Here is a 22692-nt window from a genome sequence, read left to right on the forward strand (position 1 = left end):
AGGTGACTTTATGTCGATCGCGGGCCCTTGCGGAATGAGCAAGGCGGCCGCGCCCGGCCCGAACTTATCCAGGAACAGGCTGGGGTCGCGCAGGTTTGAAACGGTGTGACCGCGCAACGCATGCTGCATGCAAGGAGCGAGCATGGAAAAGCCAACTCGGGAGCAACTGGACGAACTCAAGAGGCTGAGCAAGGAAGCTCGGGTCGAGGATTGGTCGGAACTGGTCCGGTCGAGGGATGAAGCTGAGAACCGCATTCGCGACCTGAAGGAAAAGGCGCGCATGGAGTAAGTGATTGCGTGCGCCGATGAGCCATCAAGGCCGATTTTGCACCGCCCGGTTCTGATCCCTCAGCCGACGTTCGTATTTTTCAGCCAAGGCCAGCAATCGCTTCTTGATATGGGGGTCGGCCTGTTCGGCCAGCTCGCGGATCAGCGCGAGGTGCTCGCGCAGAAACGTCTCGTCCGCCATCTCCGCTCCGAATCATTATTCGTCGCGGATACTGCCGTCTTGGGTCGGAGGCCTTCGTATCGTTTGATACGTCGGACGCGAGATGGTCTTCGCAGAGCGGATGCCGCGTCTACCGCCTGAAGAACGACGACAGCGTCGATCCCGCCGACGCGGTCTCCGGCTTCGGCTGTGCGGCCGGCTGCGCCGCAGGAGCAGGCGCGGGCTCCTCGCGCTTCGATGAGCGTTTTGAGGAATAGCTGCGGCGATGCTTGTCGGGCTTCGCGGTGGGCGCGGGCGCCGGGACGGTCTCGGCTTGCGGCACCGAGTCCTGGTTCTTATCGGAGTTCTTCTCTTGAACTCGATCCTGAGTCTTTTCTTGTTTTTCCTGCCCGCCGCGCATTGACAGCCGCTGGCCGTCGAACACGGTGGTCTCGCAGTGGCGGTCGTTCTCGGCGAGGCCGGCGCAGAGTTTTGCTGCGGCCGCTGCGTTGATCAGCGGGCCGGCACCGAGGCGGAGCTGCATGCCGAGGCCGGTGTTGCCTTCCTTGATCATGATGATCGGCCGCAGCGCTGCGATCTCAGGATTGGATTTGGTGACCCCGCGCCACAATGCGCGCAGGCCTTCGAGCGAGTTGGCGCCACCGAGATCAATCGCAAAGCGCGTCTGCTGGACCGCGATCGCGGGAGCCTCGCTTTCGGCGGCCTCCGGCGGCTTGGCTGGTGCAGCGGCGACTTCGATGGGCGCGGGCGCCGGATCGGGCTTCTTCTCGGCAGCTTTCTCAGTGGTCTCGGGCTGAACCAGTTTCGGGGCGGCCGGATCGGGCGGCGCCATGATCGATTTGGATGGGACCAGCGGAAGCATCGGCAGTGCCGAATTCGTTGCCGGCAACTGCGCGACCAGCGAGGCCGCGGCCGCGCTTTGTGGCGGCGGGCTCGATGGCTCCTTTGCAGCCTCTGCGCGCGGCTTGTCGTTGGCCAAAGCCGGTGTCGAGGCGACCGGCCCGATGCCGGGCGCCGGCGGCCCGATCAAAGCCGGCGCGTCCTGCGGTTTCGCAACGGATGCCTGCGGCGGCGTTGTCGTCTGCTTGGCGATGGCGCCGGTGACGGAATCCAGCCCTTGCTCTAGCACGGTGACGCGCGAATAGAGCCGGTCGCGATCGGTGTTCAGCGTCTCGATGGCGGAGGCGAGGCGTCGGGCCTCGTTCTGGCTCTCCTTGGTCAGCATCTGGAGCCGGTCGGCCTGGCGCGCGAGATCGGCGGACGCAACCTGGTCGCGCCGCCAGCCGAGCTGGGCCTGGTTGGCGAACACGGCAATCACCACGGCGCCGACGGCCGCCACGCCCCATGAGCCCAGCCGCCACATCATGCCGCGATCGAACGAACTCTCCTCGGCTACAAGTCCGGAGAACAGCCCGCCGGTCTCCTTGTCGCCGAAGGCATCCGCCAGTGGGTCGGAATCCTTTGCCATGAACGTTAAGTGCCCAACCCCTGTCCGGCTTCCCCGAATCAATCAGGGAACATTAACAGGAAAAGCGTGTCGCACTTGAACTCCGGGCGTTTGCGGGGGTAGCAAGGCGATAGCTGATGAGGGCGGCCCGTCGCCCGCTGGCGCCGATCGATTCGGCCGATTGACAGGATTTCGATGACCGCCCGTTCCAGCCTCACGATCGTGCTCGCCGCCGGCGAAGGCACGCGTATGCGCTCACACCTGCCGAAAGTGCTGCATCCGGTCGCGCACCAGAGCCTGCTCGCCCACGTGCTTGCCGCGGCGCCCAGGGGAACCGGCACCTCGCTCGCGGTCGTGATCGGACCCGACCATCAGGCGGTGGCGGACGAAGCAAAGCGCATCCGCCCCGACGCGCTCACCTTCGTGCAACAGGACCGGCTCGGCACCGCGCATGCGGTGCTGGCGGCGCGTGATGCCATTGCGGGGGGCGTGGATGATCTGCTGATTGCGTTCGGCGACACGCCGCTGATCTCGGCCGAGACCTTTGCGCGGCTGCGCGCGCCGCTCGCCAACGGCGCGGCAATTGCGGCGCTCGGCTTCCGCGCCGCCGATCCCACCGGCTATGGCCGCTTCATCGTCGAGGGCGACCGCCTGGTCGCGATCCGCGAGCAGGCGGATGCCAGCGCAGAGGAGCGCAGGATCGAGCTGTGCAATGCCGGGGTCATGGCGATCGACGGCCGCCGCGCGCTCGCGATCCTCGAGAAGATCGGCAATGCGAATTCCAAGGGCGAATATTATCTGACCGACGCGGTCGGCATTGTCAGCGAACAGGGATGGGATGCCGTGGTGATCGAAACCAGCGAGGACGAAGTGCGCGGCATCAACACCAAGGCGCAGCTCGCCGAGGCCGAAAGCGTGATGCAGGCGCGGTTGCGGAAAGCGGCGATGGAGGCCGGCGTCACGCTGATCGCGCCTGACACCGTCTACCTCGCCGCGGATACCGTGTTCGGCAAGGACGTGACGATCGAGCCGTTCGTGGTGATCGGCCCCGGCGTTTCGATCGGCGACGGCACGGTGGTCCATTCCTTCTCGCATATCGTCGAGACCAAGCTCGGCAACAAGGTCTCCATCGGCCCCTATGCGCGGCTGCGGCCCGGCACCTCGCTCGGCGACGGCGCGCGCATCGGCAATTTCGTGGAGACCAAGGCCGCGACGCTGGAGGCCGGCGTCAAGGTCAACCATCTCTCCTACATTGGAGACGCCACAATCGGTGCCAATTCCAACATCGGCGCCGGCACCATCACCTGCAACTACGACGGCTTCAAGAAGCACAAGACGATCATCGGGCAGGGCGCGTTCGTCGGCACCAACTCCTCGCTGGTCGCACCGGTGACGATCGGCAACGGCGCCTATATTGGCTCGGGCTCGGTGATCACGCGCGACGTGCCTGATGACGCCATGGCGCTGGAGCGCAGCCCGCAGACCATCCGCGACGGTGGCGCGGCGCGCTATCGCGAGATGAAGACGGGTGGCAAGAAGCCGGAAAAATGAGCGCCGCTATTCGTCGTCGGCGAATTCCGAGAAGATCGCGCGAGTCAGGCGCCAGCCGCGCGGCTTGGCACGCTTCGCCGGCTCGCCGGCGACGTGCTTGATGAAGACGGGCTTGCTTTCCTTGCCGCGCTGGGGCGGCGGCCAGTGCGCAAGGTGCGTGCCGGTAGTCTCGCTGGCGCGCACAGACATCGATGACAGACTTTTGCGGTCGGATGAGCCTTTCATGGCCTCTCTCCTTGATACGCGAGGGTTGGCCAAATTTGTTGACAACAAGTTAACGCGCGCGGTTTATGGCCCAGCCAGTTCGACGCAGGCGAGGCTCGTTGCCGTCGGTGCTGTCTCAATCAGCAATAATTATTGAGTATCTGGTTCCTTAGGAACTTCGCTAAAAACCGAGCGCGTCGTTTAGGCGATTTTTCGACGATTTGGGGGATAGTGATCCGCATGTGCGGGATTGTCGGCATTCTCGGGCGCGAGCCGGTTGCAGAGCAATTGGTGGATTCGCTCAAACGTCTTGAATATCGCGGCTATGATTCCGCGGGCGTCGCCACGCTCGAAGGCAAGCATCTCGAGCGCCGCCGCGCCGAGGGCAAGCTGAAGAATCTGGAGAAGCGGCTAGAAGCCGAGCCGCTCAAGGGCACGACCGGAATCGGTCACACCCGCTGGGCCACCCACGGCAAGCCGACCGTGAACAATGCGCACCCGCACGCGACCGAGCGTGTCGCCGTGGTTCACAACGGCATCATCGAGAATTTCCGCGAGCTGCGCGAGGAGCTCGAGAAGAAAGGCACGGTGTTCCACACCCAGACCGACACCGAGATCGTGCTGCATCTCGTCGACGATCTGCTCACGCGCGGCAACAAGCCGGTGGAAGCGGTGAAATTGGCGCTGGCGCGGCTGCGCGGCGCGTTCGCGCTCGGCTTCATCTTCGCCGGCGAGGACGATTTGATGATCGGCGCCCGCAACGGTCCGCCGCTCGCGATCGGCTATGGTGACGGCGAGATGTATCTCGGCTCCGACGCCATCGCGCTCGGGCCGTTCACCGACACGATCAGCTATCTCGAGGACGGCGACTGGGTCGTGCTGACCCACAATAGCGCTGCGATCTTCGACAAGGACGGCCACGCCGTCCAGCGCGAGAAGACCAAGCACGCCGCCTCGACCTCGCTGGTCGACAAGGCCAATTACCGCCACTTCATGGCCAAGGAGATCCACGAGCAGCCGGAAGTGGTCGGCCACACGCTGGCACGCTATGTCGACATGGCGACCGAGCGGGTCTCGCTGCCGGTCAAGCTGCCGTTCGACTTCAAGAATATCCAGCGCATCAACATCACGGCATGCGGCACCGCGAGCTACGCCGGGTTCGTCGCAAAATACTGGTTCGAGCGTTTCGCGCGCGTGCCGGTCGAGGTTGATGTCGCCTCCGAATTCCGATACCGCGAGGCGCCCTTGCGCAAGGGCGACCTCGCCATCTTCATCTCGCAGTCGGGCGAGACCGCCGATACCTTGGCCGCGCTGCGCTACGCCAAGGCCGAAGGCGTGCACACCGTGGCCGTCGTCAACGTGCCGACCTCGACGATCGCGCGCGAAAGCGAGACCGTGCTGCAAACGTTGGCCGGCCCGGAGATCGGCGTCGCCTCGACCAAGGCCTTCACCTGCCAGCTCATGGTGCTGGCAAATCTTGCGATCGCGGCCGGCAAGGCCCGCGGCGAACTGTCCGACGAGGACGAGACCAAGCTCGTCCACGGGCTCGTCGAGATCCCGCGTTTGATGTCGGATGCGCTCACCACCGAGGTCCAGATCGAGAAGCTCGCCCGCGAGATCGCCAAATCGCGTGACGTGCTCTATCTCGGCCGCGGCACCAGTTTCCCGCTCGCGCTCGAAGGCGCGTTGAAGCTGAAGGAGATCTCCTACATCCACGCCGAGGGCTATGCCGCCGGCGAGCTCAAGCACGGGCCGATCGCGCTGATCGACGAGACCATGCCGGTCGTCGTTATCGCGCCCTACGACCGTGTGTTCGAGAAGACCGTCTCCAACATGCAGGAGGTCGCCGCTCGCGGCGGCAAGATCATCCTGATGACCGATGCCAAAGGCGTGGCGGAGGCGACCGTCGAGTCCCTCGTCACCATCGTCATGCCTGATATGGCGGCAGCGTTCACGCCGATGGTCTATGCCGTCCCCGTTCAGCTGCTCGCCTATCATACGGCGGTGATCATGGGGACCGATGTCGACCAGCCGCGCAATCTCGCGAAATCCGTGACGGTGGAATAGGCAGAAGGGCCGGGCCGGAACGCTTCGTGGTCTTCCAAAACCTGCTAGAAGACCCTAGCTTGGACGAAGCGACCGACCTGGAACCCGAATGAACCCCCGTGACGACGCGCCTGCGCCTCTTGATCCCCTGCCGGAGCCGCATACCGGCCTGATGGGCCGCTTCCGCAATTATTTTCTCACCGGTCTCGTGGTGACGGGACCGGTCGCGATCACCTTTTATCTGGTCTGGTGGTTCGTCACCTGGGTTGATGGCGTGGTGCGGCCGTTCGTGCCGCTGGCCTACCGACCCGAAACCTACATGCCGTACGTCATCCCCGGATGGGGACTGATCGTCGCATTCTTCACGCTGACTCTGGTCGGCTTCCTCGCGGCCAATCTCATCGGCCGAACGCTGGTCGATGTCGGCGAGACCTTCCTCGGCCGGATCCCGGCGGTGCGCGCCATCTACCGTGGCCTGAAGCAGGTGTTCGAGACGCTGTTCTCGGGCAAGGGCTCGAGCTTCCGCAAAGTCGGCCTGGTCGAGTTTCCCTCGCCGGGCATGTGGTCGATCGTGCTGATCTCGCAATCGCCGAACGAGGATGTCTCCCGCAGCCTGCCGGGTCAGGAGGAGCACGTCTCGGTGTTCCTGCCGTGCTCGCCGAACCCGACGACCGGCTTCTTCTTCTACGTGCCGAAGAGCAAGATCGTCGAGGTCGACATGAGCACCGAGGACGCCGCGACGTTGATCATGTCGGCCGGCGTGGTGCAGCCGGGCTCGGCGCCCGATTCGAAGAAGGCAGCGGCGCTGGCGGGCATGGCGAATGCCGCGCGTATTGCCAACGCCTCGGCGCTCCAGCCTCAGCCTGCGAAGGTGGAGTAGGGCCATTCCTCTGCGGGATGGCCGCCGATCACGCGGGCGTCCCGTCCTCTGCTAGTCTCCGGTTGAACCGAGCGCATTGCTCGGAATTCGATCTGGAGTGCACGATGTCCAAAACCATTGCGATCCTCGCGCCCGGTGCCATGGGCAGTGCGGTGGCCCAACGTCTCGGCGAGCACGGTGCGCGGGTGCTGACGTCGTTGAATGGGCGGAGCGAGGCGACGCGCAAACGCGCGGCGGATGCCGGCATGATCGGCGCCGAGGACGACGCGATCGCGGACGCCGACATCATCCTCTCGATCGTGCCGCCGGGCGAAGCCGTGGCGCTCGCCGAGCGGCTGGCGGGGCTGATCGTCCGGCGCGAGAAGAAGCCGGTCGTGGTCGATTGCAATGCCGTCAACGTCGATACCGTGATGAGGATCGAGGAGATCATCGGCTCGGCACAGGCGCCGTTCGTCGATGCCGGCATCATCGGGTTCCCGCCCGAGCCCGGCGGCAAGAGCCCGGCCTTCTACATGTCCGGCGAGCACGCCAAGGACGTCACCGTGCTGAAGGATCTCGGGCTCGACGTGCGGATCGTCGAAGGGCCGGTCGGTGCCGCGTCCGCGCTGAAAATGTCATATGCCGGGATCGTCAAGGGCCTCGCCGACATCGGCTCGGCGATGGTGGTCGCGGCAACGAAAGCGGGCGCGGCCGATGCGCTGCGCGACGAACTCGCACTCAGCCAGCCCGCGGTTCTGGCCCGGCTCGAAGTCGCGCTGCCGGACATGATCCCGAAAGCCTATCGCTGGGTGGCGGAGATGCGGGAGATTTCCGGCTTCCTCGGCCCCGATCATCCGGCGAGCCAAGTTTACGAAGGCTTCGCGCGCTGGTTCGAGCATCTCGCCGAGGACGCGAAAGGCGAGGCGGCGGATACCGACCTGATGAAGGCATTCGCCGCGCGTATCGCGCAGAAGAAATCCTGATCGTCCGGTCTCACGTCACGGCCGTCGATCATGTGCCGTGCACCGAATCCAGAAAACCCTGGATGTCCCGATCGCGTCTCAAGCGCACGACCGGGACGTCAGCACCGTACTGCACACGCTCGGCCTCGATCACAGGCGCGCGCTCGGTGTCGTAGCGCCACGCCTCGCGCATCAATTTCCAGTCGAACTGTTCGGGACACCCCTCCGGGAGGTCAGGCCGGGTCTTGTCGCGATCGAGGGCGGAGCGCAGGAGAATGCGCCACTGGCAGAGCCAGCGCGGGCGGTCGATGACGACCAGCGTATCGGCACGCGCGAGTGTGAGATCGAATGCGAGTCCCGAGAAGCTGCCGTCGACAACCCATTCGTCGCCCGCGATCGCATCGGTGACACGCGCCCGGAAGCTCGGTTTGTCGGATGGCTTCCATCCCGGCCGCCAGTAGAGCACGTCGAGATGCACCACGGGCAGCCCGAGCATTCGCCCGAGATTCCGGGAGAGGCTCGTCTTTCCGCTACCCTGACAGCCTACGACGATGATCCGGCGCATGATGGGAAGATTTCACAAAGCCAGCCGCGACGAAAGGGGGAGAAGAGCCGGGCTTATCCGCACCGTCATTGCGAGCGAAGCGCAGCAATCCAGAGTCCCTCGGCGGAAAGATTCTGGATTGCTTCCGCCTTCGCTAAAGCTTCGGCGGACAAGTCGCTGCGCTCGCAATGACGAGGAGGAGACGGCGCGTGGCCCATCTGTTATTGTTTCTGCGGAGGCAATTCCTCCGCAACGGGAGTTCGAATGAGAGTACTTGTGATTGGCGCGGGTGCGCTCGGAGGTTATTACGGAGCGCGCCTGGTCCGAGCCGGCGGCGACGTGAACTTTCTGGTGCGGGCTGGGCGTGCGGAGCAATTGCGGCGGAATGGATTGCAGGTCGTGAGCCCGCACGGCGATTTCGCCGTGCAGCCGAAGGTCATCCTGGCCAACGATCTCAAGGAAACGTTCGACGTCGTGCTCGTCGGCGTGAAATCCTACTCGCTCGACGATGCGATGGCCCAGTTTGCCCCAGCGGTTGGCGCCAACACGATGATTTTGCCGATCCTCAACGGGTTGAAACATGTCGACGCACTGACTGTGCGGTTCGGCGCCGCGCAGGTGCTCGGCGGGCTTGCGAACGTCAGTGCCGGGCTCGATGCGGATGGCCGTGTCGTTCAGTTCATGGCCAATCAGACCATCGTGTTCGGCGAGATCGAGGGTTCATTGAGCGAGCGTGTGCTGGCCCTGGAGACGCTGCTGCACGTGCCCGGTATCGACGTGCGCGCCAGCGAAGCGATCATGCAGGACATGTGGGAGAAATTCGTCCAGCTCTCGACGCTCGCCGGCATCACCTGCCTGATGCGTGCAAGCATCGGAGACATTCTGGCCGTGCCGAACGGCGAGCAATCCATCTTCCGACTGTTCGCCGAATGCTGCGCCGTCGCGACCGCCTCGGGTTTTGAGCCGCGAGCGCCTTTCATCGAGTTTGACCGAAAACTGTTCACGACTCCAGACTCTCCGCTCAAGGCCTCGATGCTGCGTGATATCGAGCGTGGCTCGATCACCGAGGCCGAGCATATCCTTGGCGATATGGCCAATCGCGCCCGTATGCTCGGCATCGACACGCCCCTGCTGGATCTCGCCCGGGCGCATGTGGCGGCCTACGAGATCGGGCGGCAGAGAGCGGTCAGCTAACCCGCCCCGATCAGCGGGATCGCTTCGTCCCGCTCATACAGATACAGCAGGCATCGCAGCGCCTCGCCGCGCTCGCCCTTGAGCTTCGGATCGTCCTTCAGGATGCGCAGCGCCTCGTCGCGGGCCTGGGTGATGAGCTGGCCGTGCACCTCCGAGCGGGCGATGCGGTAGCCGGGCAGGCCGCTCTGGCGCACGCCGAGCACATCGCCTTCGCCGCGCAGCTTCAGGTCTTCCTCGGCGATCCGAAAACCGTCGGTGGTCTCGCGGATCACCTTCAGCCGCGCCTTCGACATCTCGCCGAGCGGCTCGGAGTAGAGCAGCAGACAGGTCGAGGCCTCCGAGCCGCGCCCGATGCGGCCGCGCAATTGATGAAGCTGGGCGAGGCCAAAGCGTTCGGCGTTCTCGATCACCATGATGGTCGCCGCCGGCACGTCGACACCGACTTCGACCACGGTGGTCGCGACCAGCAGGCCGATCTCGTGGGCGGCGAACTGGCCCATGACGCGGTCCTTCTCGGTACCCTTCATCTGGCCGTGGACGAGGCCGACGCGGTCGCCGAAGCGCTTCTGCAGGCTTTCGAAGCGCTTGGTCGCATTGGTCAGGTGCTCGGTACCTTCGGCCTCGGATTCCTCGACCAGCGGGCAGATCCAGTAGACCAGCTTGCCAGATTCGACCGCGCGGCCGATGCTGTCGGTGACCTCGCCGAGACGGCTCATCGAGATGGTGCGGGTTTCGATCGGCTGGCGTCCGGCCGGCTTCTCCCTGAGCTCGCTGATGTCCATGTCGCCGAAATAGGTCAGCACCAGCGTGCGCGGGATCGGCGTTGCGCTCAGCACCAGCACGTCGACGGCCTCGCCCTTTGACGTCAGTGCCAGCCGCTCGCGCACGCCAAAACGATGCTGCTCGTCGACGACGGCGAGGGCGAGATCACTGAAGATCACGTCGTCCTGGATCAGCGCATGGGTGCCGACGAGCAGGTCGATCTCGCCGGCTTCGAGGTGTGCCAAGAGTTCCCGCCGCTCCTTGCCCTTTTCGCGGCCGGTGAGGATCGCGACCCGCATGCCCGCGCGCTCTGCGAGCGGCGCGATGGTCTTGATGTGCTGACGGGCCAAGATTTCGGTCGGCGCCATCAGGGCGGCCTGCTTGCCGACCTCGGTGACGGCAGCGGCGGCGAGCAGCGCGACCACGGTCTTGCCGGAGCCCACGTCGCCCTGGAGCAGACGCAACATGCGCACCGGCTGTTGCAGATCATTGGCAATGGCCGCCGCAGCATCGCGCTGGGAGATCGTGAGCGCGTAGGGCAGGGCGTCGATGATCTTGTTGCGGAGGTGCCCGTCGCCGGCGTTGCGCACACCGGCCGGGCGACGCAATTGGGCGCGGATCAAGGCAAGGGCCAGCTGGCCGGCGAGCAACTCGTCGAAGGCGAGCCGGGACCAGAACGGCTGGTCGGGCAGAATGTCGGTGAGCTCGACCGGCTGATGCACGCGGGTGAGCGCCTCGGCGATCGGCGGGAAGCCGCAGCGGCGCAGCACTTCCGGACTGATCCATTCCGGCAGCGCCGGCAGCTTTTGCAGCGCCTGCGCGACCGCGCGGCGCAGCGAGCCGAGTGCAAGGCCTTCGGTCAGGGGATAGACCGGATCGATGCCGGAGAGTTTTGAAATCGCCTCCTCGTCCAGCACCCGGTCGGGATGCACGATCTGTGGGATGCCGTCGTACATCTGGAGCGTGCCGGAGACGAAGCGCTTCTCGCCGATCGGCAGCAGCTTCTCGACATAGCCGGGCTTTGCGCGGAAGAACGTCAGCACGACGTCGCCGGTATCGTCGCTGGCGTAAACCAGATATGGCGCGCGCGCATTGCGTGGCGGGGGCGGGCGGTGGCGGTCGACGGTGACCTCCAGCGTCACCATGGTTCCCTGCACGGCATCGACGATCTGCGGCCGGGCGCGGCGGTCGATGACCTGGCTCGGCAGATGCAGCAACAGATCGACCAGCCGCGGCGTCTCATTGCGGCTGAGCAGATATTGCAGCAGCTTGTCCTGCTTCGGACCGACGCCGGAGAGGCTGGTCACGGGGGCAAACAGCGGATTGAGCAGGCTGGGGCGCATCAGGCGAACCTAGGATCGTTTTCGCTCGTCATGCCCGGCTTTATGCCCAGCATCCACGTGTTTTTTCGTGTCCCCGCGGCGGCAGCGGGCCATGACAAATCGAGGGCTGACAGGGCCCGCCCGAGTGGCTATATCACCCCGGCCCGGCACGTCCGGGCTTTTGGCGTTTGACTGGAATTGAGACATGACGGGAACGACACGATCGAGCAACGGGCTGGACGACCGCCGCAAGCGGCTTCTGTTCCGCTGCTGGCACCGCGGCACGCGCGAGATGGACCTGATCCTCGGCCGCTTCGCGGATGCCGAGATCGGCAATCTGTCCGATGACGAACTGACGCAGCTCGAGACCCTGCTCGAAGAGGCCGATCCCGACCTCTATGCCGCCATCACCGGCGACAAGGTGCTTCCCGCCGAAGTCATCGGCCCGCTGTTTGCGCGCATCAAGGCGTTTCCGATCGCGGACCGCGACGTATGAAGCAGGGGATGAAATCGCCGGCCGAGCTGCTCACGCCCGGCCGCGCGCTGACGCTTGCCAATGTCGCCGAGGGCGCCGAGGGCCTCGTCGTTTCCGATCTCGCGCGCGCCATCGCGGCGCGGCCGAAGAAGCCGGCTGTCAGCCTCGCGGTGATCTGCCGCGACGGGCCGCGGATGCAGCAGCTCGAACGTGCGCTGCAATTCTTCGCGCCCGATTTGCCCGTGCTGACTTTCCCCGCCTGGGACTGCCAGCCCTATGACCGCGTCTCGCCGCATGGTGGCGTTCTCGCCCAGCGCCTGACGACGCTGGCACGCCTGGCGTCACTGACCGGCAGCGACAAGCCCCTGATCGTGCTGACCACGGTGAACGCGGTCGTACAGCGCGTGCCGGCGCGCGAGCTCGTCGCGGCGCAGGCGCTGTCGGTCGCGCCGGGCAACGTCGTGCCGATGGACACCATCGTCGCCTGGCTCGAGCACAACGGCTACAACCGCTCCTCGACCGTGCGCGAGCCCGGCGAATACGCCGTGCGCGGCGGCATTCTGGACCTGTTTCCGGCCGGCCTGGAACAGCCGGTCCGCTTCGACTTCTTCGGCGACAGCCTGGAATCGATCCGCACATTCGATGCCGAGACTCAGCGCACGCTGCTCGATATGCGCGCGCTCGATCTCGTGCCGATCTCCGAATTCCAGCTCGTCACCGACACCATCCGCCGCTTCCGCATGGGCTATGTCGCCGAGTTCGGCGCGCCCGAGCGTGACGATGCGCTCTACGAGGCCGTCAGCGAGGGCCGCCGTCATCCCGGCATGGAACATTGGCTGCCGCTGTTCCAGGACCGGATGGACACGCTGTTCGACTATCTGCAAGGGGCAGCCGTCGCGATCGAGCCGCAGGCCGAGGATGCCATCCGCGAGCGCTTCAAGCAGATCCTCGATTATTATCAGGCGCGCCGCGACGCGATGGAGCATCCGGGCGGCGGCGCCATCTACAAGCCGCTGCCGCCTGACAGGCTCTATTTGACTGAGGAGGAATGGGGCAAGCGCGAGAGCGGGATGCCGCTGGTGCGGCTGACGCAGTTTTCGGTGCCTGCAGATGGTACCAGCGTGGTCGATGCCGGCGCACGCAAAGGCCGCGACTTCGCGCCGGAGCGCAACGATAGCAAGGTCAACGTCTTCGAAGCCGTCGTCGCACATGTGCATGGGCTGCTGACAAGCCGCAAGAAGGTGGTCATCGCGCTCTGGACGGAGGGCTCGCGCGACCGCATGACCTCGATGCTGCGCGATCACAAGCTCACCCCAGTGACCAGCGTCAACAGCTGGCGCACGGTGCAGGCCACCCCGCGCAACGAGACCATGCTGGCCGTGCTCGGCCTGGAAAGCGGTTTCGAGACCGACGAGATCGCTGTTATCAGCGAGCAGGACATCCTTGGCGATCGCCTGGTCCGGCCGCGCAAGGCGAACCGCAAGCTCGACAATTTCATCTCGGAGGTGACGAGCCTCGCCGCCGGCGACATCGTGGTCCACGTCGATCACGGTATCGGCCGCTTCATCGGCCTGCAGACGCTCGACGTCGCCGGCGCGCCCCATGACTGCCTCGAGCTGCATTATGCCGCCGAGACAAAACTGTTCCTGCCGGTCGAGAACATCGAGCTGCTGTCGCGCTATGGCTCCGACCAGACCACGGTCGAACTCGATCGTCTCGGTGGTTCGGGCTGGCAGACGCGCAAGGCCAAGCTCAAGAACCGCATCCGTGAGATCGCGGGCGAGCTGATCAAGATCGCTGCCGAGCGCCACCTGCACGAGGCGCCGAAGCTGCCGGTGCAGCCGGGCCTCTACGACGAGTTCTGCGCGCGCTTTCCTTATGACGAGACCGAGGACCAGCTTGGCGCGATCGAGTCCACGCTGAAGGATCTCGAGCTCGGCCGTCCCATGGACCGGCTGATCTGCGGCGACGTCGGCTTCGGCAAGACCGAGGTGGCCTTGCGCGCCGCCTTCGCCGTGGCGCTGGAAGGCAAGCAGGTCGCGGTCGTGGTGCCGACCACGCTGCTCGCCCGTCAGCATCACAAGACGTTCACCGACCGTTTCAAGGGTTTCCCGGTCCAGGTCGCGCAGGCCTCCCGCCTGGTCCCGGCCAAGCAGCTCAATCTGGTCAAGAAAGGGCTCACCGACGGCTCGGTCGACATCGTCGTCGGCACGCATGCGCTGCTCAGCAAGTCGATCAAGTTCAGGGATCTCGGCCTGCTGATCGTCGACGAGGAGCAGCATTTCGGTGTCACCCACAAGGAGCGGCTGAAGCAGCTCCGCGCCGAGGTGCACGTGCTGACGCTGTCGGCGACGCCGATCCCGCGCACGCTCCAGCTGGCGCTCACTGGCGTGCGCGAGCTCTCGATCATCGCATCGCCGCCGGTCGACCGCCTCGCGGTCCGCACCTTCGTCGCCCCGCACGACCCCTTGATGATCCGCGAGGCGCTGCTGCGCGAGCGCTATCGCGGCGGCCAGGCGTTCTACGTGGTGCCGCGCATCGACGACCTCGCCGAGGTCAAGGACTTCCTCGACAAGAACGTGCCGGAGATGAAGGTCGCGGTCGCGCACGGGCAGATGCCGCCCGCCGTGATCGAGGACATCATGACCGCGTTCTACGACGGCAAGTTCGACATCCTGCTGTCGACCACGATCGTGGAATCCGGCCTCGACATCCCCAACGCCAACACGCTGATCGTGCATCGCGCGGACATGTTCGGCCTCGCCCAGCTCTATCAGCTCCGCGGCCGCGTCGGCCGTTCCAAGCTGCGGGCCTATGCGCTGTTCACGCTGCCGGCGCAGCAGAAGATCACGGCGCAGGCCGAGCGCCGGCTCACCGTTCTGCAATCGCTGGAGACGCTGGGCGCGGGCTTCCAGCTCGCCTCGCACGACCTCGATATCCGCGGCGCCGGCAACATTCTGGGCGAGCAGCAGTCCGGCCATATCAAGGAGGTCGGCTTCGAACTCTACCAGTCGATGCTGGAGGAGGCGATCGTCAACCTCAAGGCCGGCGTGTCGGAGCCCGCCGCCGATCGCTGGTCGCCGACCATCACCATCGGCATGCCCGTGCTGATTCCGGAGGACTATGTCGGCGATCTCTCGGTGCGGCTGTCGCTCTACCGCCGGCTCGCCGACCTCGACAGCGAGGAGGAGATCGAGAATTTTGGCGCCGAGATGCGCGATCGTTTCGGCGTGCTGCCGGACGAGGTGCGCTATTTGTTCAAGGTCGCCGCGATCAAGGCGTTCTGCCGTCAGGCCAATGTCGGCAAGATCGATGCCGGCCCGAAGGGCGCCGTCATCGCCTTCCGCGACAATTCGTTTGCCCATCCCGACCGCCTGGTGAGCTTCATCCGCAGCCACGGCCAGGCCGCGAAGGTGCGGCCCGACATGAAGGTGGTGTTCCTGCAGGATTGGGAAACGCCGGAAGAGCGTCTGGCCGGCACCACCGAGATCATGCGCCAGCTGGCACAGTTGGCACAGAGCAAGAAGGCGGCGTGACGCTTCAGGTCTCACCACGTTATTGCGAGCGCAGCGAAGCAATCCAGAGTCCCTCCGCGGAGACAGTCTGGATTGCTTCGCTACGCTCGCAATGACGGTGTTTGTTGTGGCAGCTCGCGAGGTAACTACGACGCCGCGCGCGACGCGTCGGCCGACAGCCGTCCGAGCAGCGATCTTGCCGTATCCGACGGCGAGAGCGAATCCACCGAGACGACGGGATCGCTGCGCATCTCGTGCTTACCGTTGGAGGTGTGCCGCATCACCGCGGAGAGACGGCGGGCGATCATGTGCGCGGTGCGGAAGTCGGTCTCCGCGAACACGACGATGACCGAACCGTCCTTCTGCGCCGCGCCAAAATCCATCTGCCGCATCAGGCGGCTGAGAATGCGCGCGGCATCGAGCTGGGCGCGGGAATTGCCGGGGTCGAAGGCGAAGCGCGCGACCGAGAGGCCGCCGCCGCGGGCCAGCGTCTGCTCGACCGCCTTGGCAAAATCGCGCGCAAAAGCTTCCACCGTGAGCAGGCCACTGCGCGGGTCGAGCCAGCCGCCGGCATCGATCGAGCGCAGCGTGCGGCTCAGCTGAGCTTCCATCGCGTGCTGGCGGATCAGGGGCAGTGCGTTGGCGGCGACTTTCGCCGGCTCGCCCGGGATCAGTTCGAGATTGGGCAGGTCGTAGGTCTGCGTCAACTGATGCGCGGTGAGGATCACGGGGAGGCTGCGGAAGCGGGTGTCCTCGGCGAGCACCGTGAGGAAGGCATCGGTCACGCGGGCGGTAAAACCTTCGGCGAGCACGACGCCGTCGAGGTCGCGGGTGTTGAGATGCTTGGCCGCGGCCTCGATCGAGAGCGCTCCGACGACGCCGACGCGCTCGCCGAGCGCGACGGAAAGCGCAGGGTAAGCCGAGCCGCGGCCGATCAGAAGCACCGTAGCATCGCGTGCGGGATCGGCCTCCGGTAGCGCGACTTTCACCTCGGGCAGCCGGCGCAGCACCGTGGCGTGGAGCGTGCGAATGCGCAGCGCGGCGCGAAGTCGCGCGATCAGGCGTTCGGAATGGCCGCCGCGCGAGGAGGAGAAAGGCAGGGCGTTGTGCGGGAGCGCGCCCGCCGCATCCAGCGCCACGAAGGGGAGGTAGGGTGATTGCTCCGCGATCTTCCTGGCGAGCAGCGCCAGATGCGGCTCGTGCCCGGCATGCATCGCGGCGAGAACCACGGCCGGCTGCACCTCTTCGACCGCGCGCACCGCGCCGGCCCAGCCGGTGTCGATCACGGGGAAGAATCGCGCCTCGTCCAGCGCCGCAATGAAGGCCGGCCGTTCGCCATTGGACACAAACAGGATCGGGCCAGCCTGGGACATCGAGAGACTCTGATCACGCGACAGGTGCCGCGCAATCTAGTCCGGCCGCCTTAATGCAGCGTCAATGGAACGGTCGAAACTTCGCTTAGACCGGCCCGGATCGATCGCGAAAAGCTTCGACCATCAGGGGGTTAAGCCCGAGTTCGCTGAGCGCTTCGCGGGCGCGGGCATTGTCCTGGGCCCGGCCCGCGAGCCGGTGACCGGAGAGCCGGTCGGGCAGTGCGGTCAGCAGCGCGCCCTGGCCGAGCCGGCGCGCCCATTCCTGGAGGTCATTGGAGAGGAAGCGGTAGCCGCCGACGGCCATGATCCCGGAGGGCGGCGCGGTGATGCAGATCGCGCCGCTGGGACGGTCGAGCCGCGCGGCATAGCCGGTATCGACATAGTCGCGTGGCGGCTGCGCGATCAGGGTGTCGCCGACCGGCGGCGGCGGGGCGTAGGCCGCGATCGGCACCATCGGGCCGCGCAGGCCGAGCGTGCCTTTCGGCGTCAGCAGAATCTCGCCGGCGATCGACGAACCCGACTGCTCGCGCGGCGCGCCGTGCGGTCCCGGCATCACCGGCACCGGCATGCCGTCCTCGCCACGCCGGGCGCCGAACAATCCGGCCTCGCCGAACAGATAGACGTCCGTGAACGGCGCGTGCGGCGCGATCCATGCTTCGCTCGCCGCCACCTGCTCGGGGGCACGCCACAGGCCGATGACGTTGCGCAAGGTCGGCATCCGCGCCGCCAGATCGGAATCGCCGAGCCGCTGGGCGAACTGCGCCGGCGCGATCAGCACGTCGCATTCGTGCGCGTTGATCTGCTGTTCCAGCACGTCGTTCTCGAACGGATGATGCAGCGCCAGCGTGCCGCCGCACAGCAGCCACACCGCGAGCGAGGAGGCGAGCCCTGCGAACGACATCGGCGTGAACGCCGCCATCACGGTCGCGCCTTGCCTGATGTCGGCTTCCAGCGACATCGCGAGCCCACCGGCGATCAGGCTGAAATGCGGCCGCGGCACCGGACGAAAGCCTTCCGCGGTGACGTCGAAGGAGATCATCGCCGCCTTGCGGCCATCCTGAATCACGGCGCGCGCGGTGCCGGGCGGGCGGGCCAGCACGTCGTCGAGCGAGGCCATGCCTTCGGGCAGGTCGGTGCCGAAGCCGCAGACATGGCGGATCGAGAAGGCTTCCGCGGCCGCATGCATTGCGAGGTCGGCATAGTTGACGCCGTCGACCTTGCTCATGGTGACGATGGCGCGCGCCGCGGTGCGGTTCAGAGCGGCGGTCAGTTCGGCGTGGCGCCAGAGCAGCGGCAGCACGGCGACGACGAGTCCCGCGCGATGGGCGGCGAGTACGGTGAGTACGAACTCGACCGTATTCGGCAGCTGGACGGCGATGACGGAATTGGCCGGCAGGCCTGATTCGACGAAATACGCGGACAGCGCCTCGATGGCCGTGTCAGCCTCGGCATAGCTCATCCGCCGCGGCTGGTGCCCGGTCACGCGGAACTTGTTCAGGGGGTCGAGCAGAGCGGTCGCGAGCGGCTGCCGCATCAGCGTGCGCTGAAACAACGTGTCGAGCGTCGGCGATACGGCTGGCTGGTTCACGGCGTCACTTTGCTTGATGAGCTTGCGGCTGCCCCTTCGACCACCAGGTCTCCGGCAAATAGCCGGACAGCGAGGTGGCCTCTGGCCGTTCTATCCGATTCCAGCGCGCGATCCATTGCTCGGATACGTTAAACAGGGGGATTGTGTAGAAACCGGAGATCAAAGCGCGATCGAGCGCCCGCACTGCGGATACGAAATCCGTATGTTCACGGGCTTCCAGCAGTGCGGCGATCATCGCATCGACCGCGGGATCCCGGGCCCCCATGTAATTGCGGGTGCCCGGACTGTCGGCGGCAGCGCTCCCCCAGTAGAAATATTGCTCATTGCCGGGCGACAGCGACTGGTCCCAGCGGTTCTGGATCATGTCGAATTCGTAGGCGAGCCGGCGCTGGTCGAACTGCACGGGATCGACCGATCGCACGCTGGGCTCGATGCCGGCGCGCCTGAGGTCGCGCTGGAAGGCAAGCGCGACGCGTTCCTGGTCGCGGGTCGTGACCAGGATCTCGAAGGTGAAGGGCGCCTTGGTGGCGCGGTTGCGCAGCACGGTGCCGTCGAGATCGTAGCCGGCCTCCGACAACAGCTTCAGAGCCGCGCGTAGAGTGGTGCGGTCGCGCCCAGAACCGTCGGTCACCGGCAGGCGGTAGCTGCCGTCCAGTATGTCAGGCGGGATCTGCGCGGCGAACGGCTTGAGCAGCTCGCGCTCGCGCGCATCGGCGGGATGGCCATACGCTGACAGGTCCGAGCCGGCAAAATAGCCGGCGACGCGCGAGTAGAGGTTGAAGAAGTAGTTGCGGTTGACCAGCTCGAAATCGAACAGCAGCGTCAGCGCCTGGCGCACGCGGATGTCGGCGAAGATGGGACGCCTCGTGTTGAACACCAGAAATTCGGAAGGTTGCGGCACGCCCGGCTTGAAGGTGTCGCGGATCACATCGCCATTCTTCGCCGCGGGAAAGTCGTAGCCGTCGTGCCAGCGCAGCGGCTCGTGCTCGATGCGGAAATCATAGAGGCCGCGCTTGAAAGCTTCGAACTGGCCGTTGGCCTCGCGAAAATAGTCGAGCCTGATCTCGTCGAAATTGTAGAGCCCGCGATTGATGGGGAGGTCACGGCCCCAATAATCGGGATTGCGGGTGAGCGTCACGCTGGCACCGGGCCTCACCGCGGTGACGCGATAGGGGCCGGAGCCGACCGGGCCCGTCAACGTCGTCTCCTCGAATGTCGCGACGTCGACCGCGTGTTTCGGCAGGATCGGAATCAGGCCGAGGATCAGCGGCAGTTCGCGATCATTGGCCCCCGCAAGGTCGAAGCGGACGGTGAGGGGATCCGGCGCCTCGGCACTTGCGACTTTGCCGTAATATTGCCGGTGGTTCGGACGGCCGTGGTCGCGCAGTAACTGCCAGGAGAACAGCACGTCCTCGGCGCGGACCGGCTTGCCGTCGGAGAAGCGGGCGCGGGGATCGATGTGGAACGTGACAAAGCTGCGCTCGTCATCGGTCTCGACCGATCTGGCGAGCAGGCCGTAGAGCGTGAACGGCTCGTCATTGCCGCGCGCGAGCAAACTCTCGACCACGTAATTCCGGACCGGCTGCACGGCCAGTCCCTTGACGATGAAGGGATTGAGGCTGTCGAAGGTGCCGAGAACGCCCCAGGTCAGCCGGCCGCCCTTGGGGGCGTCAGGGTTGACGTAACGCATGTGGGTGAAATCGGCAGGCATCGCCGGCTTGCCGTGCATGGCGATGGCGTGGGCTTCCTCGGCCCCCGCACCGCTTGCCGGAAGCCCCAAGGCGAAAGCCAGGACACAGAGGCGGACGCAAAGACCCACTGGGCGGCCCTCGAGAAGGCGCTGGAACATGAACATCTGCACACGTTGATTCGAGGACCGGGCGGGCCTGAATCCTATCACAGGGATTTTCCCCGGGGCCCACGCCGGCACGCGGCCAAAGACGGTTGTCGGCATTGATCTTTTCGTCGGCCACGTTAAGAAGGCACGCAATCGCGCAAGAGCGCCGAGCCCGTCACTTATCCGCCTCATTTGACGGGGAGAGAGCCGCGCCCAACGCGGCCAGGCTCGGTGCGTCGAAGCGGTTCGGGCACTTCCCGTTCAGAAAGGGTTTTCCGCAATGAATTTCCGTTACTTGGCCGCGTCCGTCCGGCCGCGCGGGCGACTTCTCGCCTTGTTGACGGCGACGGCGTTGGCCGTCCCGTTTGCCGCCGAGGCCCAGGCTCCCGCGCCAGCTCCGGGCGCGCCCGCGCCCAAGGCTGCCCCGAAGGCCGCTCCGAAGGCTGCCCCAAAAGCGCCGGCGCCGGCCGCTCAGGCACCCGCCCAGCCGGCTCCCGCCCAACAAGGAGCGCCGGCCCAGCAGGGTGCGGCCCAGCCGGCCGATCAGCAGATCCAGCTGATCTATGCCCCCTGGACCAAGTTCTGCCTCAAGGGCCAGGACGCCAATGCCAAGCAGGTCTGCTTCACCGGCAAGGACGGTCGTATCGAGTCGGGCCAGCCGGTCATCGCGGCCGTCATCATCGAGCCGGAAGGCGAGCCGAAGAAGATCCTGCGCGTGACGCTGCCGCTCGGCATGCAGTTGGTGCACGGTACCCGCATCATCGTGGACAACAATCCGCCGTTGCAGAGCCCTTATGTGATCTGTTTCCAGAACGGCTGCATGTCCGACTACGAGGCCACGCCCGAGTTCATCAACAACATGAAGAAGGGCCAGAACCTCGTTGTTCAGGCGATCAATGCGAACGGCGCACCGCTGACCTTGCCGCTGCCGCTCGCCGGCGAATTCCAGAAGGCCTATGATGGTCCGCCGACGGATCCGAAGGTGTTCGAGGAAACCCAGAAGAAGCTCCAGGAAGAGCTTCAGAAGAAGGCTGACGAGCAGCGCAAGAAGCTCGAGCAGCAGGGCACGCCGCCCGCCGGCCAGAAGTAATCGGGACCCGATCCCGGACATGAAAAAGGCGCTCGGTTTCGAGCGCCTTTTTGTTGGCCAGTTGATGGCTGCGAAAACTCAGTTCAGCGACGGATTGCGCGGGCGGTAACCGCCGGTCTTGTCCTTGACGAAGATCTCGGCGACCTGGGAATGCCGGACCGGCTCGCCGGAATCATCCGGCACGAGATTCTGTTCGGAAACGTAGGCGACGTATTCCGACTCAGCGTTCTCCGCTAGCAGGTGATAGAACGGCTGGTCCTTGTGGGGCCGCACCTCCTCGGGGATCGACAGCCACCACTCTTCGGTGTTGTTGAATTCCGGATCGATGTCGAAGATCACGCCCCGGAACGAAAAGATCCGGTGGCGCACGACCTGTCCGATCTGGAATTTGGCGGTCCGCGCTTTAATCATTCCCCGTCGATAGACCAGGATTGTGGCCGATGCTAGTGCCCTGATCTGGAATTAACCCGCGGTTGCGGGGCAGATAGCCCCCCAATGTTCAGAAAACACTTCATCAATGGTCGATATCCTCAATCTGGCTCTACCTTATTTTGGCTTGATCTTCGTTGGATTCGCCTGTGGCAAGGTCAAATCCCTGCCGGAATCGGGCCTCGCCTGGATGAACTTCTTCCTGCTCTATGTGTCGCTGCCGGCGCTGCTGTTTGCGATCATGTCGAAGACGCCGTTCTCGGAATTGAACAACCCGCCGTTCCTGGTCGCGACCACGCTGGCGACCGTTGCGGCGTTCACACTCGCGCTGGTCGTCGGCAAGATTCTCGGCGGGCTGACATTGCGCGAGGCAACGCTCGCCGGGCTCTCAGGAGGCTATGGCAATATCGGCTACATGGGACCGGGGCTGGCGCTCGCCGTGCTCGGGACCAAGGCCTCGGCGCCGACCGCGCTGATCTTCTGCTGCGACAGCATCTTCCTGTTTACGATCGTGCCGCTGCTGATCGAGCTCTCCGATCGCGATCATCCCTCGATCGTGCATGCCTTCGGCGTCGTGCTGAAGCAGATCGTGCTCAACCCGTTGATCATGTCGGCCTGTTTCGGCGCGGCCTTCGCATCGCTGCATATCGAGATGCCCGTCGCACTTGATCGCACCATCACATTCCTCCAGAACGCAGCCGCCCCGACCGCACTGTTCGTGCTCGGCGTCACCGTCGCACTCCGCCCGTTCGATCGGGTCCCATGGGAGGTGCCGGGCGTGATCGCGGTCAAGCTCCTGATCCACCCGCTCGCAGCGTTCGGCCTGATGCTGGCGTTCGGCCCGTTCGCGCAGCCCTGGGCGGCGACCGCCGTGCTGATGGCGTCGCTGCCGCCGGCGCTGAACGTGTTCGTCATCGCCCGGCAGAACGATGCCTGGATCGAATCCGCCTCCGTCGCGGTGCTGCTCGGGACGTTTGCGTCCGTGGTCACCCTGACCAGCGTGATGTGGGCGATCCAGACCGGTCGGCTGGCGTTTCCCTGAGCGG

At 65.5% G+C, this 22692-nt stretch carries 19 protein-coding genes; 10 read left to right on the plus strand and 9 right to left on the minus strand.

Annotation, left to right across the window (positions count from 1 at the left end):
* Positions 1-142 precede the first annotated feature (142 nt).
* On the plus strand, positions 143-289 hold the full coding sequence (locus tag AC0L3P_RS03615) for a hypothetical protein (protein ID WP_473300996.1): 147 nt from the start codon (positions 143-145) through the stop codon (positions 287-289).
* A gap of 24 nt (positions 290-313) precedes the next feature.
* Here the strand turns inward: AC0L3P_RS03615 and AC0L3P_RS03620 are convergent, their stop codons facing one another.
* Positions 314-469, minus strand: coding sequence for a hypothetical protein (locus tag AC0L3P_RS03620; protein WP_354059341.1), 156 nt, complete (start codon positions 467-469; stop codon positions 314-316).
* A gap of 109 nt (positions 470-578) precedes the next feature.
* On the minus strand, positions 579-1916 hold the full coding sequence (locus AC0L3P_RS03625) for a hypothetical protein (protein WP_275171132.1): 1338 nt from the start codon (positions 1914-1916) through the stop codon (positions 579-581).
* A 174-nt stretch (positions 1917-2090) separates the two neighbouring features.
* Between AC0L3P_RS03625 and glmU the strand changes: the two genes are divergently transcribed.
* Complete coding sequence (gene glmU, locus AC0L3P_RS03630) at positions 2091-3446, plus strand: bifunctional UDP-N-acetylglucosamine diphosphorylase/glucosamine-1-phosphate N-acetyltransferase GlmU (protein ID WP_275171131.1); 1356 nt, start codon at positions 2091-2093, stop codon at positions 3444-3446.
* Between the two features lie 6 nt (positions 3447-3452).
* Here the strand turns inward: glmU and AC0L3P_RS03635 are convergent, their stop codons facing one another.
* Positions 3453-3671, minus strand: coding sequence for a hypothetical protein (locus tag AC0L3P_RS03635; RefSeq protein ID WP_106944786.1), 219 nt, complete (start codon positions 3669-3671; stop codon positions 3453-3455).
* Positions 3672-3890: 219 nt separating this feature from the next.
* Here AC0L3P_RS03635 and glmS point away from each other — a divergent pair, with 219 nt between their 5' ends.
* The 3 genes from glmS to AC0L3P_RS03650 all read left to right on the plus strand — a co-directional run bounded on the left by glmS (position 3891) and on the right by AC0L3P_RS03650 (position 7538).
* The gene (glmS, locus tag AC0L3P_RS03640; RefSeq protein ID WP_473300998.1) at positions 3891-5717 is read left to right on the plus strand and encodes a glutamine--fructose-6-phosphate transaminase (isomerizing); all 1827 of its coding nucleotides are present in this window, start codon (positions 3891-3893) and stop codon (positions 5715-5717) included.
* An 88-nt stretch (positions 5718-5805) separates the two neighbouring features.
* The gene (locus tag AC0L3P_RS03645; RefSeq protein ID WP_354210040.1) at positions 5806-6576 is read left to right on the plus strand and encodes a DUF502 domain-containing protein; all 771 of its coding nucleotides are present in this window, start codon (positions 5806-5808) and stop codon (positions 6574-6576) included.
* Between the two features lie 104 nt (positions 6577-6680).
* Positions 6681-7538 carry an NAD(P)-dependent oxidoreductase gene (locus AC0L3P_RS03650; protein ID WP_473300999.1) on the plus strand — a complete coding sequence of 286 codons (858 nt, stop codon included), beginning with the start codon at positions 6681-6683 and terminating at the stop codon, positions 7536-7538.
* 28 nt (positions 7539-7566) lie between these two features.
* Here the strand turns inward: AC0L3P_RS03650 and AC0L3P_RS03655 are convergent, their stop codons facing one another.
* Positions 7567-8013 carry a P-loop NTPase family protein gene (locus AC0L3P_RS03655; protein ID WP_354101044.1) on the minus strand — a complete coding sequence of 149 codons (447 nt, stop codon included), beginning with the start codon at positions 8011-8013 and terminating at the stop codon, positions 7567-7569.
* A 312-nt stretch (positions 8014-8325) separates the two neighbouring features.
* Between AC0L3P_RS03655 and panE the strand changes: the two genes are divergently transcribed.
* Positions 8326-9255, plus strand: coding sequence for a 2-dehydropantoate 2-reductase (panE, locus tag AC0L3P_RS03660; protein ID WP_473301000.1), 930 nt, complete (start codon positions 8326-8328; stop codon positions 9253-9255).
* Here the strand turns inward: panE and recG are convergent.
* Positions 9252-11360 (minus strand): ATP-dependent DNA helicase RecG, encoded by a 2109-nt coding sequence (recG, locus tag AC0L3P_RS03665; protein ID WP_275171125.1) that lies wholly within the window; start codon positions 11358-11360, stop codon positions 9252-9254. The two genes, panE and recG, sit on opposite strands and share 4 nt — an antisense overlap.
* Before the next feature lie 184 nt (positions 11361-11544).
* On the opposite strand from recG, the gene AC0L3P_RS03670 reads away from it, so the two are divergent.
* A complete protein-coding gene (locus tag AC0L3P_RS03670) occupies positions 11545-11835 on the plus strand; it encodes an FAD assembly factor SdhE (RefSeq protein WP_275171124.1) in 291 nt (96 codons plus the stop codon).
* The gene (gene mfd, locus AC0L3P_RS03675; protein ID WP_275171123.1) at positions 11832-15350 is read left to right on the plus strand and encodes a transcription-repair coupling factor; all 3519 of its coding nucleotides are present in this window, start codon (positions 11832-11834) and stop codon (positions 15348-15350) included. Before AC0L3P_RS03670 ends, mfd begins: the two co-directional genes overlap by 4 nt.
* A gap of 125 nt (positions 15351-15475) precedes the next feature.
* On the opposite strand, the gene AC0L3P_RS03680 is transcribed toward mfd, so the two are convergent.
* The 3 genes from AC0L3P_RS03680 to AC0L3P_RS03690 form a co-directional block, all read right to left on the minus strand.
* Positions 15476-16702 carry a GGDEF domain-containing protein gene (locus AC0L3P_RS03680; RefSeq protein WP_354210033.1) on the minus strand — a complete coding sequence of 409 codons (1227 nt, stop codon included), beginning with the start codon at positions 16700-16702 and terminating at the stop codon, positions 15476-15478.
* Between the two features lie 85 nt (positions 16703-16787).
* The gene (locus tag AC0L3P_RS03685; protein WP_473301001.1) at positions 16788-18290 is read right to left on the minus strand and encodes an AMP-binding protein; all 1503 of its coding nucleotides are present in this window, start codon (positions 18288-18290) and stop codon (positions 16788-16790) included.
* 4 nt (positions 18291-18294) lie between these two features.
* Entirely contained in the window at positions 18295-20145 is a 1851-nt protein-coding gene (locus AC0L3P_RS03690) for an extracellular solute-binding protein (RefSeq protein WP_473301023.1), read from the minus strand.
* A gap of 262 nt (positions 20146-20407) precedes the next feature.
* Here AC0L3P_RS03690 and AC0L3P_RS03695 point away from each other — a divergent pair, with 262 nt between their 5' ends.
* The gene (locus AC0L3P_RS03695) at positions 20408-21217 is read left to right on the plus strand and encodes an invasion associated locus B family protein (protein ID WP_275171120.1); all 810 of its coding nucleotides are present in this window, start codon (positions 20408-20410) and stop codon (positions 21215-21217) included.
* A gap of 78 nt (positions 21218-21295) precedes the next feature.
* On the opposite strand, the gene hspQ is transcribed toward AC0L3P_RS03695, so the two are convergent.
* Entirely contained in the window at positions 21296-21628 is a 333-nt protein-coding gene (gene hspQ, locus AC0L3P_RS03700; RefSeq protein WP_027518019.1) for a heat shock protein HspQ, read from the minus strand.
* A 106-nt stretch (positions 21629-21734) separates the two neighbouring features.
* Here hspQ and AC0L3P_RS03705 point away from each other — a divergent pair, with 106 nt between their 5' ends.
* Positions 21735-22688, plus strand: coding sequence for an AEC family transporter (locus AC0L3P_RS03705; protein ID WP_473301002.1), 954 nt, complete (start codon positions 21735-21737; stop codon positions 22686-22688).
* Positions 22689-22692: the final 4 nt, after the last annotated feature.

This window comes from Bradyrhizobium sp. WSM4874, assembly GCF_055811835.1.

Coding starts and splice junctions, on each gene's coding strand:
- AC0L3P_RS03645 (WP_354210040.1), top strand. CDS start 5,806: ATGAACCCCCGTGACGACGCGCCTGCGCCTCTTGATCCCCTGCCGGAG.
- AC0L3P_RS03625 (WP_275171132.1), bottom strand. CDS start 1,916: ATGGCAAAGGATTCCGACCCACTGGCGGATGCCTTCGGCGACAAGGAG.
- AC0L3P_RS03650 (WP_473300999.1), top strand. CDS start 6,681: ATGTCCAAAACCATTGCGATCCTCGCGCCCGGTGCCATGGGCAGTGCG.
- panE (WP_473301000.1), top strand. CDS start 8,326: ATGAGAGTACTTGTGATTGGCGCGGGTGCGCTCGGAGGTTATTACGGA.
- AC0L3P_RS03655 (WP_354101044.1), bottom strand. CDS start 8,013: ATGCTCGGGCTGCCCGTGGTGCATCTCGACGTGCTCTACTGGCGGCCG.
- glmS (WP_473300998.1), top strand. CDS start 3,891: ATGTGCGGGATTGTCGGCATTCTCGGGCGCGAGCCGGTTGCAGAGCAA.
- glmU (WP_275171131.1), top strand. CDS start 2,091: ATGACCGCCCGTTCCAGCCTCACGATCGTGCTCGCCGCCGGCGAAGGC.
- hspQ (WP_027518019.1), bottom strand. CDS start 21,628: ATGATTAAAGCGCGGACCGCCAAATTCCAGATCGGACAGGTCGTGCGC.
- AC0L3P_RS03615 (WP_473300996.1), top strand. CDS start 143: ATGGAAAAGCCAACTCGGGAGCAACTGGACGAACTCAAGAGGCTGAGC.
- AC0L3P_RS03705 (WP_473301002.1), top strand. CDS start 21,735: ATGGTCGATATCCTCAATCTGGCTCTACCTTATTTTGGCTTGATCTTC.
- AC0L3P_RS03670 (WP_275171124.1), top strand. CDS start 11,545: ATGACGGGAACGACACGATCGAGCAACGGGCTGGACGACCGCCGCAAG.
- AC0L3P_RS03680 (WP_354210033.1), bottom strand. CDS start 16,702: ATGTCCCAGGCTGGCCCGATCCTGTTTGTGTCCAATGGCGAACGGCCG.
- mfd (WP_275171123.1), top strand. CDS start 11,832: ATGAAGCAGGGGATGAAATCGCCGGCCGAGCTGCTCACGCCCGGCCGC.
- AC0L3P_RS03635 (WP_106944786.1), bottom strand. CDS start 3,671: ATGAAAGGCTCATCCGACCGCAAAAGTCTGTCATCGATGTCTGTGCGC.
- AC0L3P_RS03695 (WP_275171120.1), top strand. CDS start 20,408: ATGAATTTCCGTTACTTGGCCGCGTCCGTCCGGCCGCGCGGGCGACTT.
- AC0L3P_RS03690 (WP_473301023.1), bottom strand. CDS start 20,145: ATGTTCATGTTCCAGCGCCTTCTCGAGGGCCGCCCAGTGGGTCTTTGC.
- recG (WP_275171125.1), bottom strand. CDS start 11,360: ATGCGCCCCAGCCTGCTCAATCCGCTGTTTGCCCCCGTGACCAGCCTC.
- AC0L3P_RS03620 (WP_354059341.1), bottom strand. CDS start 469: ATGGCGGACGAGACGTTTCTGCGCGAGCACCTCGCGCTGATCCGCGAG.